We start from the raw sequence: 18,505 nt of genomic DNA, 5'->3' as shown, positions 1-18,505 counted from the left end.
AGACGCAAAAGTTGACAATTTTGGACATGGGAAAATTTTCCCATTATTTATTTTTAGGTTATAAAATTTTAGCTGTTTTACCAGGTGAGTTCATGGAAACTTTAGCGTTTTTGAGCATTGACGACCAGCCAATTTCTGTAGAACAAACAGTAAAATATCTGCAAACATCAGGGAAATTATCTCAGTTTATTAGTGATGTGTTGCGTCAGTATGTAATTGAGCAGGAAATAAGCACACGGGATGATATAGAAATCAATTCAGCCGCCTCAGAACAAAGTATTATTGATTTCCGACTGAAAAATCAATTAGCTGAACCAGAAGCTTTTCAGGAATGGCTCAGGAGAAATGGTACTGACTACAATACATTTCACGCGGCAATTACTTTGAATTTCAAGCTAGAAAAATTAAAAGCTTTAGTGACAGCCCCAAAAATCTCTGAATATTTTATTGAGCGTAAAATTTTCCTGGATAGGGTTGTGATCTCCCGAATTGTGGTGGATAGTCAAGAACTAGCCCAAGAGTTGCAACTACAAATCACCGAAGGAGGTAGTTTTGAACAATTAGCTAAGGAATATTCCCAGGCAGACGATCGCATTGTCAATGGCATGATGGGGCCAATTAGTCGAGGCACTATGCCAGATGTCTTACGGGCTGCCATTGATGCGGCTAACCCCGGAGATGTTATCGGCCCTATAGAACTCGATGGACGCTATGGATTGTTTCGCATAGAACAATTTTTACCAGCGTCTTTAGAAGATACGCAATTAACACAAGCACTACAAAACGAATTATTTGAACAATGGCTAGCGGAGAAAATTCAAAAGCTGACAGTCAAATTACAGATGAGTTAAAACTTCAGGATAATGAATCTCTAAGACAATACGTGCTAGCTACTATCCCTTGGAATCAACCACCTCTAAGTTTCCTCAATCCTGAAGAAAAATCTCAATTAGAACAACGCACCGAAACCCGTCGCTATCGACTGGGTGAGAAAATTTGGTCGAGTGAATTAGGTGGCTACCAGTTTTTAATTATTGCTGGTAAAGTCAGGCTACGGGAAGAAGATACGGGTACACCTTTAGCCGCCTTAGAGGTGGGAGACTGGTTCGGTGATTTGCAAAAAATCCCAGGGGATTATAAGGCGGTAGCAGCTACGAAAGAGGTAGTTGTCGCTTGTTGGGATACAAAGTTTTGGGCTACCATATCTCACCCAGAAATAGAAGATTTTTGGTTGGGTATGACACCGGAGGAAACCCCAGTCATTATTCAAGATGTGCAAGTACTCCAGCCTAGTACACCCACAACTCCCACCCCTACACCAACAGCCCAGAGTTACCCTTTTGTAACGAGTGGGAATACTGCCGCCGCTTGTTTAACTATGGCGGCGCAACAGTTAAATAATCCAGTCAAGTTGGAATGGGTGCAACGCCAACTACGGGGACAGAATGCCAGACAAGTGGTAGAAGCTGGGGAAAAATTAGGGTTAGTGCTGCGGCGGTTGCAAGTGAGTTGGAGTGAGTTACGACAGTTGTCATTTCCGGCTTTACTACAGTGGGAATCGCAGTCATGGGTAATAGCTTATGGTATCAAAGGCGATCGCTTAATTATCGCTAACCCCCTCCATCCTGATAGTATTTGTGAAAGTCTGCCGCTATCTGTGGTTGAGCAATTTTGGGATGGACAGTTATGGCAAGTTGAACTCATATCCCGTCAGGAAAAATTTAATCTGAGTTGGTTTACCCCAGCCGTTTGGAAATACAAAGGATTGTTAGGAGAGGTTTTACTGGCTTCCTTTACCTTGCAGTTATTGGGCTTGGGGACACCATTAATTACCCAGGTGGTAATTGATAAAGTCATGGTGCAGGAGAGTTTACCGACTCTCGATGTTATGGCGATCGCACTGTTATTTATTGCCGTATTTGAGTCTATACTCGGTATTCTCCGGCTATTTATCTTTACTCACACAGCCAGACGCTTAGACTTAAGTTTATCTGCTCAGTTATTTCGTCATCTCATGCGCTTGCCCTTGGCTTATTTTGAGTCACGGCGCGTTGGGGATACAGTTGCTAGAGTCCAAGAATTGGAACAAATCCGCCAGTTTCTCACCGGCACAGCTTTAACGGTGATTTTAGATAGCATCTTTGCTGTTGTCTATCTGGTGTTGATGTTCTACTACAATATTCCGTTAACCTTTGTGGCGTTGGCGGTGTTACCATTGTTTGCCACCTTGACACTAGTAGCCACACCAATTTTGCGTAACTGGTTAAACGAAACCTTTAACCGTAGTGCTGATAGTCAGTCATTTTTAGTAGAGACAGTTACGGGTATTCATTCTGTCAAAGCCCATGCTGCTGAATCAGTAGCCCGCGATCGCTGGGAAGGTTTATTTGCTCGTTTTGTCCGTACTGGCTTTAAAGCTTCTACTACTTCTAATATTAGCAGTAATATTGGTGACTTTCTCACTAACTTTTCATCCCTATTAATTCTCTGGTTTGGGGCGAAATTAGTTATTGAACAAAAACTGACAGTTGGGCAACTTGTAGCCTTTCAAATGTTATCTGGCAGGGTGACAGGGCCACTATTGCGCCTAGTGCAGTTATGGCAAAATCTCCAACAAGTTTTACTTTCAGTAGACAGAATTGGTGATATTCTCAACGTTGCCCCAGAAGCAGAAACCGGAACAGGTTTAGTATTACCACCATTGAAAGGAGAAATTAGCTTTGAGCAGGTATTTTTCCGTTATCAAGCCCATACTGAACCTGTGTTAAGAGGGATTTCTTTAAATGTTGAGCCAGGGCAATTTATAGGAATCGTCGGGCGCAGTGGTTCAGGTAAAAGTACCTTATCTAAACTGTTACAGCGACTTTATCAAATTGAATCAGGACGCATTCTCATTGATGGTTTTGATATTAAGAGTGCTGATTTATCATCACTACGACAACAAATTGGTGTAGTTCTGCAAGAAGACTTTTTATTTAATGCTTCTATCTTGGAAAATATTACCCTCGGCAATCCCAATATTACTGCCGAACAAGTAGTAGAAGCCGCCAGAATGGCAGTAGCCCACGACTTTATTAGTCAATTGCCCTATGGTTATGAAACTAATGTGGGAGAACGGGGTACAGCTTTATCTGGGGGACAAAGACAACGCATAGCTTTAGCTAGATTGTTTCTTTGCGATGCACCAATTTTGATCTTAGATGAAGCCACCAGTGCTTTAGATAGTGAAACCGAGCAACAGGTATTACAAAATCTGCAAAAAATCTCCACTAACCGGACTGTATTTTTAATTGCTCACCGCTTTGCACCTTTAAAACGAGCCGATCAGATTTTCGTGTTAGAACGAGGTGTGATTGCTGAACGTGGTACTCATGCACAATTATTGCAGCAAAAGGGCTTGTATTGGTCACTGTATCAGCGTCAGCAAGCGAATGTGTAGGGGAAGAGTTCGTAGTGAGGACTTTAGTCCTCATCTAAGGACTGTTCGCGGAGCGTTCCCGAAGGGTAGTCCTTACTACGAACTATTTTCTTAACTGAACTGTATTGATCTTTATCCCCCTTCTATTCCTCTGTTGCCTCTAGTTCCAGTAATTCCCAAATTAGGATAGCTAACTCCATCACAATTCCTGAGCCGGGAAACAACCAATCAACAATTAATGGAATCAGAAAACACAAAACCGCTATCAGCCTCTTAGATGTCATTTGCTTTACCTTGAATGCTGAAGCAAAGGTAAATTTGGGGTAGTACCTGAAGGCAAAAGCGGTTATTTCTTCGTGGTAATGCGTGAATATGCCGAAGTTTAAGTTTGGGGATGCTAGATTAAGTTTGGGGAATCCCTAAACTTTGTCGCAATTATGTAACTTATTCTGAAAACCCCTCTCCCTCCCTGCAAGGCTACGGTGTACACACATCTTTGTACTGAGTGCAAAATGTGGCTTGATCCCCCCTAGCCCCCCTTAAAAAAGGGGGGAACAAGAATCAAAGTCCCCCTTTTTAAGGGGGATTTAGGGGGATCGAATGATTTGTGTGTACACCGCAGCCTGCAACTGTAGAGACGTTGCATGCAACGTCTCTACTTTGATTCTTTCTCCCCTTCCCTTGTAGGGAAGGGGTTGGGGGTTAGGTTTGAGAGTAAATTACTTATGGCGTTAAACTTTGTCGCAAATTTGGGCAAGAATAACTGATGGCGCGTGTTAGCTATGGTGATGATGTCAAAGCACGGGTAAGAACTCTGCTAGAAAGATTCTTGGCTTATGCCAATGATGAGTTAGAAGACAGTGAACTTTATAAAATTGCCCTTAACTGGGAAACCTCGCAGCAAGTAATAGTCGAAACACAGCTAAGAGTCTTGGCGGAACTTAGCGGTTTAAATAAAGAAGAAGTCCGAGAAGCATTAAAACGACTGCAAGATTTTGTAAACATTCTCGAAGATTTGCGCGCACAAAAGCGAGGTTCGGAAAACTGGCACTTTCGGCTGAAGTTTTGGCATGATAAAAGCGACAAAGACGGAAATTTACAGAAATTTGATGCAGAATGGCAACGCCGACGAGAAGAATTACCCGGTGTGCAGCGTGGGGAAGGTAAAAAAGGTAAACTCTCGCCTACCCGTTATGAAAATATTCCCTTCAGTGGGGTGGTGAAGTTTGTTGGAAGAGAAACGGAATTGCAAAACCTGCATGAATTGTTGCAAAAAAATCAACAGGTAGCAATTGCTGCTATTGCGGGGATGGGTGGAGTCGGGAAAACAGAACTCGCTGTGCAGTACGCCAATTCTCACCGCGTCACTTATCAAGGCGGGATTTGTTGGTTATCCGCAGTGCAGGATGTGGGGGTGCAATTGGTACAGTTTGCTGCAAATAAGCTGCAATTAAAACCCCCAGAGGATTTAGATTTAGTTGGGAGAGTGCAGTATTGTCTTTCAAATTGGCATCAGGGTGAGGTTTTATTGGTAATTGATAACGTCACTAACTATCGAGAGGAAGTTAGGTGTTATTTAGAGTCTGTTCCTTCGCGGTTTAAGCAGTTAATTACCACACGGGAAAAATTACAGCTGCCAATAGTGTGCTTAGATTTAGATGTGCTGACACCACCAGACGCAATGCAGTTATTAAAATCTATAGTTGGTGAGGAACGACTACAACATGAACAGTTAATTGCAGAAAAACTTTGTAAATGGTTGGGATATTTGCCACTGGGTTTAGAATTAGTCGGGCGTTATTTGTTAAAGGATGAGAAATTACCTTTAGCGAAAATGCTGCAATATTTGGAAAATCAGCGTCTGAAAAATCGGGTTTTAGAAAAAACTAGCCCGGAAATGACTGCTAAATTGGGTGTTGCTGCTGCTTTTGACTTGAGTTGGGAACTGTTAGAGGAAGAAGCCCAACATTTAGGCTGTCTTCTAAGCTTATTTGCTTTAGCTCCCATTACTTGGGAATTGGTGGAGGGGATAACAATAAATAATGAGTTTCAAGATTGGACAATTATCAGAAGTGATTTGTTAAATTTAAATCTACTCCAGCATAAAGGTGAGGGAGTTTATCAACTACACCCCCTGTTGCGGGAGTTTTTTCAATCTAAGCTTACAGGTTTAGAACAGAAAGAGGAATTTAAGCGATCGTTTTGTGGGGTAATAGTGGATGTTGCTAAAGGTATTCCTGACACTTCCACACTTAAGCAAATTAAGAATGTCGCCCCAGCAATACCTCACTTAGCCCAAGTAGCAAACAATCTCCTTCAGTATATTAGTGATGATGATTTAATTTGGGCATTCGTTGGCAACGCTCGGTTTTATAATGGTCAAGGATTGTATGATAAAGCAGCACCTTGGTATGAGCAGTGTTTAAAAATCACTAAACAACGCTTGGGTGAAGAACATCCATCTGTCGCCACTAGCCTCAACAACCTAGCTCTATTCTACGACTCCCAAGGGAAATACAGCCAAGCCGAACCCTTGTACATCCAAGCTTTGGCTCTGCGGCGCAAACTCCTGGGTGAAGAACATCCAGATGTCCCCCAAAGCCTCAACAACCTAGCTGGACTCTACTACTCCCAAGGGAAATACAGCCAAGCCGAACCCTTGTACATCCAAGCTTTGGCTCTGCGGCGCAAACTCCTGGGTGAAGAACATCCAGATGTCGCCCAAAGCCTCAACAACCTAGCTGCACTCTACCGTTCCCAAGGGAAATACAGCCAAGCCGAACCATTGTACATCCAAGCTTTGGCTCTGCGGCGCAAACTCCTGGGTGAAGAACATCCATCTGTCGCCACTAGCCTCAACAACCTAGCTGCACTCTACAAATCCCAAGGGAAATACAGCGAAGCCGAACCCTTGTACATCCAAGCTTTGGCACTGCGGCGCAAACTCCTGGGTGAAGAACATCCATCTGTCGCCACTAGCCTCAACAACCTAGCTGCACTCTACGAATCCCAAGGGAAATACAGCGAAGCCGAACCCTTGTACATCCAAGCTTTGGCACTGCGGCGCCAACTCCTGGGTGAAGAACATCCAGATGTCGCCCAAAGCCTCAACAACCTAGCTCTACTCTACAAATCCCAAGGGAAATACAGCGAAGCCGAACCCTTGTACATCCAAGCTTTGGCACTGCGGCGCCAACTCCTGGGTGAAGAACATCCAGATGTCGCCCAAAGCCTCAACAACCTAGCTGCACTCTACGAATCCCAAGGGAAATACAGCCAAGCCGAACCCTTGTACATCCAAGCTTTGGCACTGCGGCGCCAACTCCTGGGTGAAGAACATCCAGATGTCGCCCAAAGCCTCAACAACCTAGCTTATCTCTACTCCTCCCAAGGGAAATACAGCGAAGCCGAACCCTTGTACATCCAAGCTTTGGCTCTGTCGCGTAAACTCCTGGGTGAAGAACATCCATCTGTCGCCTCTAGCCTCAACAACCTAGCTCTACTCTACAAATCCCAAGGGAAATACAGCGAAGCCGAACCCTTGTACATCCAAGCTTTGGCACTGCGGCGCAAACTCCTGGGTGAAGAACATCCATCTGTCGCCTCTAGCCTCAACAACCTAGCTGGACTCTACAAATCCCAAGGGAAATACAGCCAAGCCGAACCCTTGTACATTCAAGCTTTGGCACTGCGGCGCAAACTCCTGGGTGAAGAACATCCAGATGTTGCCTCTAGCCTCAACAACCTAGCTGAACTCTACCGTTCCCAAGGGAAATACAGCGAAGCTGAACCCTTGTACATCCAAGCTTTGGCACTGCGGCGCAAACTCCTGGGTGAAGAACATCCATCTGTTGCCAATAGCCTCAACAACCTAGCTGGACTCTACGAATCCCAAGGGAAATACAGCGAAGCCGAACCCTTGTACATCCAAGCTATAGATATTTTTGAGCGACGGTTAGGGGTAGATCATCCTTATACGGTCACTGTGCGTAACAATTTAGCATCTTTGCGTCAGCTTTTAAACTCACAGCCAGAATAATCAGGTTCATTCTTGAATACGCGATGCTGGCGGCGATGCTTTTCTACATTCAAACACAAACTTTGATGTTCTCATCTCCAACTTTCGTGTTCTGAACTTGAAGTTTCCTGTTGCAAGTGAGAATGTTCGTGTTCTGAACTCAAAGTTTCGTGTTTTGAACTCGAAGTTTCATGTTCTAAACTCAAAGTTTCGTGTTTCAAACGAGAACGTTCTTGTTTTGAGGTTAAATGATGGTGTTGTGAAGGCGAAGGTTTAGCCTATTATATACATTGCTGCTGTTGGGAGTGTAAAATTAAGTGCGTAGACGAGACGCTTGCGGCTTGTCCTCAGAAATTGCTGTATCAGTTTTTTGTTAGATTGGCAATCTCCTGAAGCCCTAAAAAACCGGGTTTCTGAACGAAAGATTAAGGTTTTAAGCTGAGGGATTTGCAAGAAACCCGGTTTTTAACCGAGGTGCAAGATGTTGATTACTGCTTCCCACCGCGAACCCTGGTGAGGTGATGACTATTTTAATTCGTCAGATTTTCGTTTTCTAACCAAACAGCGATCGCTCTTGGAGTCATTATCAACCGAGAGCGATCGCTTATCTGTTGAAAATCAATTACCATAAATATTGATGCCTAAAAAAATTCGAGAATTAAAAGCCAGATTACAGAAAGCAGGTTTTGATTATCGTCCCGCAAAAGGTAGTCACACATTCTGGACTCATCCACTTATACCTGATGAACCCGTAACTATTGCAGGCAAAGATGGAGATGATGCACCAAAATATTTGGAAAAACAAATAAATCAGGTTTTGAATAGATTAGAAGAAATACAAAACCAATCTAACAAAAATGATGAGGAAGCAGAATGAATTATCGCTATAGTATGGTTATTCAATGGTCAGATGAAGATAATCGCTATTTAGTCCACCTACCGGAATTTCCTTGGCAACAATACCACACTCACGGCAAAACCTACGAAGAAGCTGCCAAACATGGACAGGAAGTGATCGAATCTCTCATTGAATGGTATCAAGAACAGGGAAAAACTTTACCTGAACCCATTGCCTTACCAGAAAAACCGCTAAAAACCGCGTAGATTCATCCATCAACCAAACAGTGATCTAAACTCATTATCAACCGAGTGCGATCGCTCATTTATCGAAAAAATACTTAAAGATACTTTATAAAATAAAACTTAAATTTGTAGGGTGCGTTACGCGTTGCTTTAACGCACCTTATGATCTTGATGTGTTATACCAATTCTGCATGAAATTGCGGCAAATAAATGATGTAGAGACGTTGCATGCAACGTCTCTACAGTACAGAATAAAGTGCATCTATGGCTACGCCAGGCAAGCTACATCAACAAACGGTATTACGGCTAAATATCATTTGCTCAGATGTCTAAATGTTGACACAGCATTAACACAAGGGCAATAAAGCAAGAGGAAAGTTTACACTGCTTTTTGCCTCCCCTACTTAATATTTACTGGATAATGAGGCTTTCAATATTATCAACTTAAATTTGTAAAACCAACGTCATTTTACTTATTTCTTTTATAGTAATTATGGGTTAGGAGAGCGAATTTCTCCCTGAAAAACTGCGATGTCAGTTTTAACAGTTAATGCTGCCAAAAAACAGTTAGGTTATTTGAGGAGATGCTACCTATGCCCAATCGTGATGCCAGTATAAAATCTAATTCTTTTGCCGGGCAAGATTCTAGTTATTTCTCCTCATTAGATACTTTTAATACTACAAATGAATATAATTTAAATCTGACGGGGCGTAGTAGTTCTATTTCAACCACAGAGGCTATTACTACTAGTAACTATAACTCTAATAATGGTTATGGTTTAATTGATGCTTCTAAATCAGTATCCCAAGCAGTTGGACAAAATCCTTATAATAATGTTCCTGCTCTCGGTGGTAATAACTGGGGATTAGATATGATCAAAGCTCCGGCTGTGTGGTCAAATGGATATACAGGTAGCGGTGTTGTAGTTGCCGTTATAGATACAGGGGTAGATTACACCCACACAGATTTAAAAAATAATATTTGGACTAATACTAAAGAAATTGCAGGTAATGGCATCGATGATGATGGCAATGGCTATGTAGATGATGTTTATGGTTGGAACTTTAACGACAAAAACAACAACACCTTAGACGATAACGGACATGGTACTCATGTTTCTGGGATTATTGCAGGTGAAAATAATGGCTATGGGGTGACTGGTGTTGCTTATAATGCCAAAATTATGCCAGTCAAAGTTTTAAATAGTTCTGGCTCTGGTGCTTATAGTGCGATCGCCAAGGGTATCTACTACGCTGTAGATAATGGCGCAAATGTGATTAATCTCAGTTTAGGGGGTAATAGTTCTAGCCAGACGCTCAAATCAGCTATTGAATATGCGAGCAGCAAAGGTGTAATTGTTGTGATGGCATCGGGTAATGAAGGTGGTTCAGTTCCAGGTTATCCCGCCCGTTATGCCGATAAATCAGGAATTGCTGTTGGGGCTGTAGATCAAAATAATAACCTGACTGACTTCTCTAACCGTGCTGGTAGTAATCCACTCGCCTATGTCACCGCCCCAGGCAAGAGTATTTATTCTACAGTTCCCGGTAATCAGTACGCTAATTATAGCGGCACATCAATGGCATCACCCTACGTTGCTGGGGTAGTTGCGCTCATGCTTAGTGCTAACCCCACACTAACAGAAACCCAAATTCGAGAAATCATTACTAGTACAGCAGGCAATAACAGCAGTAGCAACAATACACCAACATCAGACTTTAACTTTGACTGGAATCCTTTTGACTTTTTCCCAGATTTTCTTAGTAATAGCTCATTCCCTGAAAATTCTAGCTTTAGTATCAAATCTTCACCAGATACCAACGGTATGACTAATCTCTCAAATACCGTTTCCACAATGACCAGTAATCAAGCATATTATAGTGCTAACACTGAGTTGAAATTTGACTATTATCTAGATACACCAATGAATAGTTTGGCTAACAGTCCAACAGATATTAATACTGGTTTTAACTTCGATTTTCTGCAATTATTCAATGAACTCTACAAACAATGGGAAAATTACCAAAAACTGCTAGGATAGGGGACAGATAAAATCAATTCGTAATTCGTAATTCGTAATTCGTAATTCGTAATGGACTAACGTCCCGTTCCGCTAACCCAATGGACTAACGTCCCGCTCCGCTCTAAGCGCAGCTATGCCGTAGGCTTTACGCAATTAATTCAGCCACCCATAAGGGGTGGGGTTTTTACCTCCCTTGTCTCCCTTGTCTCCCTTGTCTCCCTTGTCCCCTAAACCCCTACACCCCCACACCCCTACACAGGCAACACCTTTGGGTAAACTCATCCTCATCACCGGCCCTGCTCGTTCTGGTAAAAGCGAATGGGCAGAACATTTGGCACTAGCATCAGGTAAACAGGTGGTTTATGTGGCGACGGCTACTATCAACCTGGATGATGCGGAATGGCAAGAACGCATTCAATTACATCAAAATCGCCGCCCTGCAAATTGGGTGACGTTGGAAGTTCCTGTCACACTATCAGCAACTCTGGCTGATGCTAAACCTGATACTTGTGTTTTAGTCGATTCTTTGGGTACTTGGGTAGCTAATCTCTTGGAACAAGATGATGAGAGTTGGGAAAGTACCTTGGCGGAATTTTTAGAAACGGTGCAGTTAGTTGCTGCTGATATGGTGTTTGTCGCAGAAGAAACGGGTTGGGGGGTTGTCCCAGCATATCCTATGGGACGAGCATTCCGCGATCGCCTGGGGGCGGTGGTGCGTCAGTTAGGCGCGATTTGTGAAGCTGTTTATTTGGTGACTGGTGGTCATGTTTTAAATCTCAGCATACTTGGCACACCATTACCAAAATCTATACATTACGAATCGTAAAGGTTATTTGAAGAAATTTTAAGAGACAAATATTATTATTCATCTCTCAGCTTTGAGTCTGATTCTTAATACAAAATTAAACAGTTAGTATCAAAATTTTCCTCATACCAACTGTAGAATTGGGGTATGGCAACTAAAGAAGAAGTCAAAAAATATCTTTCCCACTGGTTTCAGTTAGGAAAGAAAGTAGTGGTCGGAAATGAGGGAACAAGCCTGCTACCTCAACCTATATTCCAAGGCGATCGCTACAGCAAAGAGTTTGAAGAATGTTGGCAAAAGATTCTCTTATCACCTGGTGATTCTTATTTGGAGGGAACACAGGAAACTATTGCCGAGTTACTAACCCCAGTATGGGAAATGTTACCTTGCAGTCGCTGTAGTATGCCAATAGCGATGCGTAACGTTGGTATGCCTGCGGTTTTATGTCCATGCAATAATTTACGAGATTGGCCGAATAGTGAATTACCAATTCCTAGATGTCCAATTAATACTGAACTACATTTAAAAAGCATTTGCGATCGCTTGTTACAAACTCTTGATCGGGTTAGTTGAGTGTTAATTGCAAAATGTGACAGGTAAATCTGTTGATTAACACGACAAATCAATTCAAAATCTAAACTTAAATACAGCCATCCCCTTGGGGATGGCTGTATTAATTGCGTGCAGCCTGCGGCATAGCTGTCCAGAATTGTGAATTTGTTTATTCTAGCGTTGAAAAATCAGGCTTGTGAGAGATTTATACAACATTGGGTTATTCTGCGATCGTTTTATTGTAAAATCATGTGGTGAAGTTTTGTAAAGTAACATCAAAAAATCAATGTCTTCTACCCTGTCTGAAAATGCCATCTCCATCTTGAAGGACAGAGCCATGAAAAGAATCATTGTGTATCCGATCATGACTGCTTTATTAGTAGGAGTTGGACACATGGCAATTGCTCAAATGGGCAGACATCGGTTAAATCAGCAGTTAGCTACGCCTCAAATATTAGCTACACTACAAAGAAATCAAGTTGCTAAGGTCACTAACACTACAAGAGAAATTGATCAAAAAACAGCCCTGAACTTAGTTTGGCGACTTCCCTTAGTACAACGCAAAGCCAAAGAAATTGAACGCCTTTCTAAAAGAACTATTAAAGTAGCTGCGATCGTTGATAGCGTTCCTACTCTCACCGAACCTTACTATACAATACGTGTTTTTGAAGATGACCCGACCAACTATAACTACACAATTTATTGGTTTCGGGTGTTTACTGCTACTGGTGTAATTGAAGCGTTGGACATCATAGAAAATAAGTACGTCCCTTTAGATCAATGGAGAGCGCAAATTAAGCGCAGAAATTAACAATTAGTAAAGAGAAAAATCAAATACAGCTATTTTGAAGTAAGTGAGGTAGACGATGAGTAATGAGTAATGAGTAATGAGTAATGAGTAATGAGTAATGAGTAATGAGTAATGAGTAATGAGTAATGAGTAATGAGTAATGAGTAATGAGTAATAAATTTACTTATTACTTTTTTCAATAACTTGCTGTACTTCATCAACATCGAATCTGCTGTATTATTCTTCAATTATGTCTGAACAACAGCCTCTCAGCCCTTGGAAATATAAGCCTTGGTGGTGTCAACCTTGGTCAATCTTACTGACTGGTGTGAGTATTATTGGTGTTAGCTGGCTACTATTTAAGATGATTTGGTTGACAGTGGTTGTTTCTCTACCTGTGTTAGTGTGGATGGGTTTTTTTCTGTTGATATGGCCAAAATTAATTATGAATAGTGGCGTTTTAGAAGCATCTCAAGAAGATAAAGTATAGTCAGTAACTTGCATTATTCTACCTTGAGGTTTTGATAAAGCTTGTAGTTGTTCCCAACTGTAATGACGAGGTAATTCAATTGGTTTGTCATTTGCTCCTAATCCCAAGCTGATTTTTGGCTGGAGTTCTGCAATAAATTCTTTGCCATAGCCTACCAATTTATTACCAGCAAAACCACCGGCAATAGCTCCAGCAATGCCACCAATTGCACCACCTACTTTACCAGCAATTGAGTGACCCAATGCAGATCCAACAATTCCACCTCCAGCTACTCCCAATCCTGTGGCAATCAGATGCGGATTCAAGGAAGTTTCAGGAGAGGTTTGGGTTTGCAGTTCTAAATTATAGGTTTCTTCGTTCATACAAATTACGGATGAAATTATTTCTGATCAAAGTACACTAGAAGCCACAAGGCAAAGCGTTCTAGTCCAACCAATAGAGCAGTGATACCCACAGCTAAAGCAAACAATACTAGGTTGCTTTCATTACCAGCTTTTAAGGCAAAGCTTAAAGATGTGGAAACGGCTGGAGGGTGCATGACATCTAATAGAATCATCAACACGATGGTAATGAGCATGGCAGTTCCTCCAGACAGATAACCCGAACCCATCACCATAAAAATTACAAACCCGATTGTAGCGGCCATGATTTGGGAAATCACTAAAGTTTTCACCGTATTTGTCTCGTGCTGGGGATCGAGATAAATCAGAAAAGCACTGGAAGCAAGGGAAGCAAACAACAAACGCTGGCGGGTTAGTGCCTCCACTAGAGAAAACACCGTCAATATGACTATTGTGGGAGCAGTAGCTAATACCAACTCATCCTTCCAACTCAATCGGTGGCGGGGCGATCGCTTTTTTCTGCTCAATGGTGTTAGGGTAGAATTGGGAGGTTTCATAGTTTGCTACCGCCATCTTTGAGCTATGTGATCCCCCACACGCAAGGCATTCGCCATAATTGTCAGTGTGGGATTAGCACTGGAATTGGAAGGAAAGAAACTACTATCAACAACATAAAGATTATCAACATCATGGGTACGGCAATTGAGGTTAAGGACTGAGGTTTGAGGATCTGTACCAAATCGGCAACTACCGCATTGATGGGCTACGGCTTGTTCAGGCAAGTGAGTGCGGGGATAAATACTAAATGGTAGAACGTGTTTTGCAGAACGGGGAATTGATTTGAGTACAGATGTCCAACGGTGAATGAGGCGATCGCCTGCTTCGGTATTATTCGGTGTATAGTCAACATGAATCTTCTCGCCCACTACCCGAATCCGATTATTCGGGTCTGGTAAATCTTCTGTCTGCAACCACCAACCCACGGATCTTTCTGCTAATAAATGCCTTTCATAATGAGGAAGCAGTTTGACAAACGGGGCCATTAACGGCGGAGCTTCGGCGGGCATCATATCAGCCAGGACATTGCCTGTATTCTGTACCATACCCATTGGATAAGGAAAATCCGGTTCTCCCCAGTAAAAGTCATTAACGGCGATGGTTTTTTGAAAGTTGGCGTGATTTACCTCTAAATGTAGGGAAACTATGGCGGTTTCCAACTGTTTCATAAAATTCCGCCCCACCTGATCGGAACTATTGGCCAAGCCGTTAGGATGTTGATCATTAGCAGAACGTAGCAGCAAAGCGGCTGAGTTAACAGAACCACAGGCAACTACCACAATATCACCTGTAAACCAGTGGATTTCCCCGGCAATTTCCGTTTCTACTTTTGTTACCTCTCGTCCTGACTCATTGGTGTGTAACCGCAACACTTTGGCATTGGTTTTGAGAGTGAAATTACTATACATTGCCCAAGTAGGACGAATGGCGTTAACTTCTGCATCGGCTTTGGCGTGGACTAGACAAGGGTAGCCATCGAAGGTGTCGCAACGAATACAGGGGCTATTTGTGGGATCACTCTCATTCAACTTTAATCCTAATGGTAGATGAAAGGGGTAATATCCCAGTTCACGAATACCATCAACCAGAGACTGCATATCCGGCTCATGGCTGACTGGCGGATAAGGATAAGGTTTACTCCGAGGCGGTTCGGTGGGATCTTCTCCCGCTTGTCCATGCACGTCATACAGCTTTTCTGCTTCGGTGTAGTACGGCTCAAAGTCTTGATACTTTAAAGGCCATGCTGGCGAAATTCCTCCTTTGTGAATAACTTGGTCAAAATCTCGCTCTCGCAATCGCACTAAAGCCGCACCGTAGAGTTTAGTATTACCACCAACCCAATAACCTGTCTGGGGTTTAAAGGCCTTACCTTCTCTGTCATACCATTGCTCATCGGTGTGGTAGCGATGTTTTTGATAAACTTCTTTCGGATTCCAGTTATCTTTTTCTCTCGGTAAAAAGTCGCCCCTTTCCAGCACCAAAATCTTTTTACCGGTGGGTGCAAGACGATGAGCGAGTGTACCGCCACCTGCGCCTGTGCCGATAATAATGATGTCGTAATGTTCTTGAATGCTTGTCATAGATGCAGAGGAGTTTTGACTTTTAAACGCAGAGGGGCGCGGTGAACCAGCGTTGTAGGAGGGTTTCCCTCCGTAGACGACTGGTGAACCCAAAGGGAGGTTCACGCAGAGGAACACTGAGGTTAAATAAAAGGTTTGTTCTGTAATTCCTCTAGGGTTGGCTTTTGGTGCAGGCGCATCAATTCTGAGATAGCGGCTGTTTCTTGATCCCGATGGCTGGTGGCAACTGCTAATACTTGATTGTTTTTGACGTAGAAAGCGATAAATTGCTGTTTTTGGAGATTGCCATCTACAACTATTTCATCCCAACTTTCGGCGTGTCCTACATAGCGGAGGGGAAATTTGAATTGCATTGTCCAGAAGAAAGGCAGTCCTTGAAATTTGACGGCTTTACCTGCCATGTTGTGAGCTGCTATTCGTCCCTGTTGGGCTGCCACTCGCCAATGTTCAACGCGCATTGATTCATTGGTTCGGGAATCGGGATAACGGGCAATGTCACCTGCGGCGTAGATTCCATCTCCCGCACATAAGTATTCATCAACCACAACACTATGATCTCTGGGATGCAAATTTACATCTTCTAGAAAGTCGGTAGCAGGTTGTACACCAATACCAACAATGACTATATCTGCTCTCAAGCGATCGCCGTTATCTAAAATGACTGTTTCTACTTTGCCGTTACCGACAAATTCCACCGCTTTTCTACCCAACTTAAAGTCAACGCCGTTCTCCTGGTGAACTTGTTGAAAGATTTTACCAATTTCTTGACCGAGGGTTTTTTGAAAAGGAACAGAATCCGGTGAAACCACAGTTACTTGTAAGCCTTGCCCAGTCAAAGCGGCTGCGGTTTCCATCCCAATAAAACTAGAACCAATAACTACCGCTTGTTGTTTTTCCTTGATAGCCGTCAAAATGCGATCGCCATCTGCAAAACTGCGTAATGTAAAAATGTTGGGTAAGTCTGCACCAGGGATATCTAGCTGGCGTGGTTTTCCGCCTGTGGCTACCAGTAGAGCATCATAGGTTAAGGAATCACCGTTAGTAAAGGCGATCGCTTTTTTCTTTGTTTGTACCTGTTTGACTTGTTTATTTAACAGTACCTCAATGGCGTGTTCAGAGAAGAAATCTGATGAGCGCAAAACCATTGTCTCTGGAGATGCTTTCCCACTGAGGTAGGCTTTACTTAATTTAGTGCGATCGTAGGGTAGCTTGTCTTCTTGAGTAATCATGACGATTCGCCCTTGATACCCAGCTACTCGTAACGCTTCAGCAGCATGAATCCCGGCTGTACCTGCACCTAAGATCACAAATGTGCGTCCATCAACATTGGGGTTAAATTTTGCCATAGCAGGCGTTTTTAATCCTGTAGTTGGCTCTGGTACGCTCACAATCACATTTTCACCTGCCACCCGTACTTCATAACGAGCTAAAGAATCCAACCCAGGTGGTTCTAATTGGTTGCCAGTTGTGACATCAAAACAAGCATTGTGCCACGGACAAACAAGATGATGCCCACTTAGCACACCCTTTGCTAACGGTGCGCCATAATGAGCGCAATGTGCGCCAGTAGCATAAAATTTACCATCTATGCGACTTAATAAAATTTCTGTCTCGCCGACACATACCTGTCGCATTTCACCATCATTAAGATCGTTAATCTTGGCAACGACTGCTTCTATTTGTTTCATGATGAACTCTTAAATCCTCAACTCACTTCGCCTATAAAGTTGCAACCGAGCCACCATCAACCCGATAGTTAGAACCAACCACAAAACTTGATTGTTCAGAGCAAAGGAATCCAATGACAGCCGCTACTTCTTCTGGTTTACCCCGTCGCTTGAGTTCGATGTGGGGACGATGTTCATCTAAGAAACTTTCAATTGCTTGATCAAAACTGACACCCAACTGTTTTGAGCGTTTTTCCATCATGGCATCAGTCATGGGGGTGGCGATGTAGGCAGGAGAAACTGCATTCACTAACACGCCATCTTTGGCATAAGCTTTAGATAAATTTTTCGCCAGATTCAGTACAGCTGCTTTGCAAGCACAGTAAGGTATTTCTTCTGGATAAGGCTGTAGTGCATCTTCGGAACTGATGAGAATCACTCTCCCCCAACCACTTTTACGCATCTCTCCGATAAAAGCGCGACAGGTGCGGACTGTTGCCATTAAATCAACTTCGATTGTCTTGTACCATTCTTCATCACTTAGTTCGAGAAAATCACCTGTAGCACCTGTGATTCCTGCGGCATGAACCAAGATATGAACTGTTTTGAATTGCTCTAGAATTTGCTTTTTGGCGGCTTCGACTTGTTTGGGTTGAGTGAGATCGGCCACAACTGGAAAGATATCTCCATACTTTTTCAATTCTTCAGCCGCTTGCTGGGTGTTGTCTGATGTTTTATCGATAAGAGCAACTTTTGCACCCTCACTAGCGAGCAGTTTAGCTGTCGCTTTGCCAATGCCTGAATCACCTCCAGTAATTACAGCGACTTTACCTTGAAGACCAAGATTCATAAGCTATTTTTCTATTTCTTAATTAAGGTCAATTTGTGCCAAGCCATTAACAATTCAAAATTCAAAATTCAAAATTCAAAATTTAAGACAGTTGGAGTTGGTGATTTAAGCCCTAACTCAACTTATACTACGTGTAGACGTAGGTTTCTTAAACATTTGAATTTACGACAAGTTGAAAATATTTAGATATTGTTGGCTTCAGACGCTCTACTTATAAGTCATTTAATCTCGATTTTGCAACTAATCAATGGTATATATCTGAAATTGTAAATTCAGTCTTTAGATATAGGTATATGGTAAAGCTAATTGTTTTAACTAATATTTATATT

General features: G+C 42.5%; 17 protein-coding genes. 10 read left to right on the top strand and 7 right to left on the bottom strand.

What is annotated here, in order from left to right; genetic code table 11:
- Positions 1 to 92 precede the first annotated feature (92 nt).
- Together ACPZ3T_RS20625 and ACPZ3T_RS20620 are read left to right on the top strand one after the other, a co-directional pair.
- Positions 93 to 851, top strand: a complete 759-nt coding sequence (locus ACPZ3T_RS20625; protein WP_490277300.1) for a peptidylprolyl isomerase — start codon at positions 93 to 95, stop codon at positions 849 to 851.
- On the top strand, positions 800 to 3,439 hold the full coding sequence (locus ACPZ3T_RS20620; protein WP_490271329.1) for a type I secretion system permease/ATPase: 2,640 nt from the start codon (positions 800 to 802) through the stop codon (positions 3,437 to 3,439). Before ACPZ3T_RS20625 ends, ACPZ3T_RS20620 begins: the two co-directional genes overlap by 52 nt.
- 122 nt (positions 3,440 to 3,561) lie before the next feature.
- Here the strand turns inward: ACPZ3T_RS20620 and ACPZ3T_RS20615 are convergent, their stop codons facing one another.
- Positions 3,562 to 3,702 carry a hypothetical protein gene (locus tag ACPZ3T_RS20615; protein ID WP_490271328.1) on the bottom strand — a complete coding sequence of 47 codons (141 nt, stop codon included), beginning with the start codon at positions 3,700 to 3,702 and terminating at the stop codon, positions 3,562 to 3,564.
- A 482-nt stretch (positions 3,703 to 4,184) separates the two neighbouring features.
- Here ACPZ3T_RS20615 and ACPZ3T_RS20610 point away from each other — a divergent pair, with 482 nt between their 5' ends.
- From ACPZ3T_RS20610 to ACPZ3T_RS20595, 4 genes are all read left to right on the top strand, one after another.
- On the top strand, positions 4,185 to 7,457 hold the full coding sequence (locus ACPZ3T_RS20610; protein ID WP_490271327.1) for a tetratricopeptide repeat protein: 3,273 nt from the start codon (positions 4,185 to 4,187) through the stop codon (positions 7,455 to 7,457).
- Between the two features lie 616 nt (positions 7,458 to 8,073).
- Positions 8,074 to 8,313 (top strand): type II toxin-antitoxin system HicA family toxin, encoded by a 240-nt coding sequence (locus ACPZ3T_RS20605; RefSeq protein ID WP_490271326.1) that lies wholly within the window; start codon positions 8,074 to 8,076, stop codon positions 8,311 to 8,313.
- Positions 8,310 to 8,540 (top strand): type II toxin-antitoxin system HicB family antitoxin, encoded by a 231-nt coding sequence (locus ACPZ3T_RS20600; RefSeq protein ID WP_490271325.1) that lies wholly within the window; start codon positions 8,310 to 8,312, stop codon positions 8,538 to 8,540. Before ACPZ3T_RS20605 ends, ACPZ3T_RS20600 begins: the two co-directional genes overlap by 4 nt.
- 572 nt (positions 8,541 to 9,112) lie before the next feature.
- Positions 9,113 to 10,561: a S8 family peptidase gene (locus tag ACPZ3T_RS20595; protein WP_490271324.1), complete on the top strand. Its 1,449-nt coding sequence runs from the start codon at positions 9,113 to 9,115 to the stop codon at positions 10,559 to 10,561.
- Between the two features lie 135 nt (positions 10,562 to 10,696).
- On the opposite strand, the gene ACPZ3T_RS20590 is transcribed toward ACPZ3T_RS20595, so the two are convergent.
- Complete coding sequence (locus tag ACPZ3T_RS20590) at positions 10,697 to 10,825, bottom strand: hypothetical protein (protein ID WP_490271323.1); 129 nt, start codon at positions 10,823 to 10,825, stop codon at positions 10,697 to 10,699.
- On the opposite strand from ACPZ3T_RS20590, the gene cobU reads away from it, so the two are divergent.
- The 4 genes from cobU to ACPZ3T_RS20570 all read left to right on the top strand — a co-directional run bounded on the left by cobU (position 10,812) and on the right by ACPZ3T_RS20570 (position 13,180).
- Positions 10,812 to 11,369: a bifunctional adenosylcobinamide kinase/adenosylcobinamide-phosphate guanylyltransferase gene (gene cobU / locus ACPZ3T_RS20585; protein ID WP_490271322.1), complete on the top strand. Its 558-nt coding sequence runs from the start codon at positions 10,812 to 10,814 to the stop codon at positions 11,367 to 11,369. The genes ACPZ3T_RS20590 and cobU overlap by 14 nt on opposite strands.
- Before the next feature lie 126 nt (positions 11,370 to 11,495).
- A complete protein-coding gene (locus tag ACPZ3T_RS20580; RefSeq protein WP_490271321.1) occupies positions 11,496 to 11,921 on the top strand; it encodes a hypothetical protein in 426 nt (141 codons plus the stop codon).
- A 343-nt stretch (positions 11,922 to 12,264) separates the two neighbouring features.
- Complete coding sequence (locus ACPZ3T_RS20575) at positions 12,265 to 12,711, top strand: hypothetical protein (protein ID WP_490271320.1); 447 nt, start codon at positions 12,265 to 12,267, stop codon at positions 12,709 to 12,711.
- A gap of 229 nt (positions 12,712 to 12,940) precedes the next feature.
- The gene (locus ACPZ3T_RS20570; protein ID WP_490271319.1) at positions 12,941 to 13,180 is read left to right on the top strand and encodes a DUF6737 family protein; all 240 of its coding nucleotides are present in this window, start codon (positions 12,941 to 12,943) and stop codon (positions 13,178 to 13,180) included.
- On the opposite strand, the gene ACPZ3T_RS20565 is transcribed toward ACPZ3T_RS20570, so the two are convergent.
- The 5 genes from ACPZ3T_RS20565 to ACPZ3T_RS20545 form a co-directional block, all read right to left on the bottom strand.
- The gene (locus ACPZ3T_RS20565; protein ID WP_490271318.1) at positions 13,162 to 13,542 is read right to left on the bottom strand and encodes a hypothetical protein; all 381 of its coding nucleotides are present in this window, start codon (positions 13,540 to 13,542) and stop codon (positions 13,162 to 13,164) included. The genes ACPZ3T_RS20570 and ACPZ3T_RS20565 overlap by 19 nt on opposite strands.
- 17 nt (positions 13,543 to 13,559) lie before the next feature.
- Complete coding sequence (locus ACPZ3T_RS20560; RefSeq protein WP_490271317.1) at positions 13,560 to 14,078, bottom strand: HPP family protein; 519 nt, start codon at positions 14,076 to 14,078, stop codon at positions 13,560 to 13,562.
- A gap of 6 nt (positions 14,079 to 14,084) precedes the next feature.
- A complete protein-coding gene (locus tag ACPZ3T_RS20555; protein WP_490277299.1) occupies positions 14,085 to 15,659 on the bottom strand; it encodes a GMC oxidoreductase in 1,575 nt (524 codons plus the stop codon).
- A gap of 122 nt (positions 15,660 to 15,781) precedes the next feature.
- The gene (locus ACPZ3T_RS20550; RefSeq protein ID WP_490271316.1) at positions 15,782 to 17,347 is read right to left on the bottom strand and encodes an FAD-dependent oxidoreductase; all 1,566 of its coding nucleotides are present in this window, start codon (positions 17,345 to 17,347) and stop codon (positions 15,782 to 15,784) included.
- A gap of 31 nt (positions 17,348 to 17,378) precedes the next feature.
- Positions 17,379 to 18,176 (bottom strand): SDR family NAD(P)-dependent oxidoreductase, encoded by a 798-nt coding sequence (locus tag ACPZ3T_RS20545; RefSeq protein ID WP_490271315.1) that lies wholly within the window; start codon positions 18,174 to 18,176, stop codon positions 17,379 to 17,381.
- Positions 18,177 to 18,505: the final 329 nt, after the last annotated feature.

The organism is Aliinostoc maniaoense (genome assembly GCF_058172895.1).
The sequence above is the reverse complement of the archived record's forward strand: the minus strand, read 5'-3'. Positions and strand labels throughout refer to the sequence as shown.

Bases quoted from the DNA above. Each gene is read 5' to 3' on its own strand.
- ACPZ3T_RS20620 (WP_490271329.1), top strand. From the start codon at position 800: ATGGCTAGCGGAGAAAATTCAAAAGCTGACAGTCAAATTACAGATGAG.
- ACPZ3T_RS20590 (WP_490271323.1), bottom strand. From the start codon at position 10,825: ATGAGTTTACCCAAAGGTGTTGCCTGTGTAGGGGTGTGGGGGTGTAGG.
- ACPZ3T_RS20550 (WP_490271316.1), bottom strand. From the start codon at position 17,347: ATGAAACAAATAGAAGCAGTCGTTGCCAAGATTAACGATCTTAATGAT.
- ACPZ3T_RS20555 (WP_490277299.1), bottom strand. From the start codon at position 15,659: ATGACAAGCATTCAAGAACATTACGACATCATTATTATCGGCACAGGC.
- ACPZ3T_RS20575 (WP_490271320.1), top strand. From the start codon at position 12,265: ATGACTGCTTTATTAGTAGGAGTTGGACACATGGCAATTGCTCAAATG.
- ACPZ3T_RS20565 (WP_490271318.1), bottom strand. From the start codon at position 13,542: ATGAACGAAGAAACCTATAATTTAGAACTGCAAACCCAAACCTCTCCT.
- ACPZ3T_RS20615 (WP_490271328.1), bottom strand. From the start codon at position 3,702: ATGACATCTAAGAGGCTGATAGCGGTTTTGTGTTTTCTGATTCCATTA.
- ACPZ3T_RS20570 (WP_490271319.1), top strand. From the start codon at position 12,941: ATGTCTGAACAACAGCCTCTCAGCCCTTGGAAATATAAGCCTTGGTGG.
- ACPZ3T_RS20595 (WP_490271324.1), top strand. From the start codon at position 9,113: ATGCCCAATCGTGATGCCAGTATAAAATCTAATTCTTTTGCCGGGCAA.
- ACPZ3T_RS20625 (WP_490277300.1), top strand. From the start codon at position 93: ATGGAAACTTTAGCGTTTTTGAGCATTGACGACCAGCCAATTTCTGTA.
- ACPZ3T_RS20580 (WP_490271321.1), top strand. From the start codon at position 11,496: ATGGCAACTAAAGAAGAAGTCAAAAAATATCTTTCCCACTGGTTTCAG.
- ACPZ3T_RS20545 (WP_490271315.1), bottom strand. From the start codon at position 18,176: ATGAATCTTGGTCTTCAAGGTAAAGTCGCTGTAATTACTGGAGGTGAT.
- ACPZ3T_RS20560 (WP_490271317.1), bottom strand. From the start codon at position 14,078: ATGAAACCTCCCAATTCTACCCTAACACCATTGAGCAGAAAAAAGCGA.
- ACPZ3T_RS20600 (WP_490271325.1), top strand. From the start codon at position 8,310: ATGAATTATCGCTATAGTATGGTTATTCAATGGTCAGATGAAGATAAT.
- ACPZ3T_RS20610 (WP_490271327.1), top strand. From the start codon at position 4,185: ATGGCGCGTGTTAGCTATGGTGATGATGTCAAAGCACGGGTAAGAACT.
- ACPZ3T_RS20605 (WP_490271326.1), top strand. From the start codon at position 8,074: ATGCCTAAAAAAATTCGAGAATTAAAAGCCAGATTACAGAAAGCAGGT.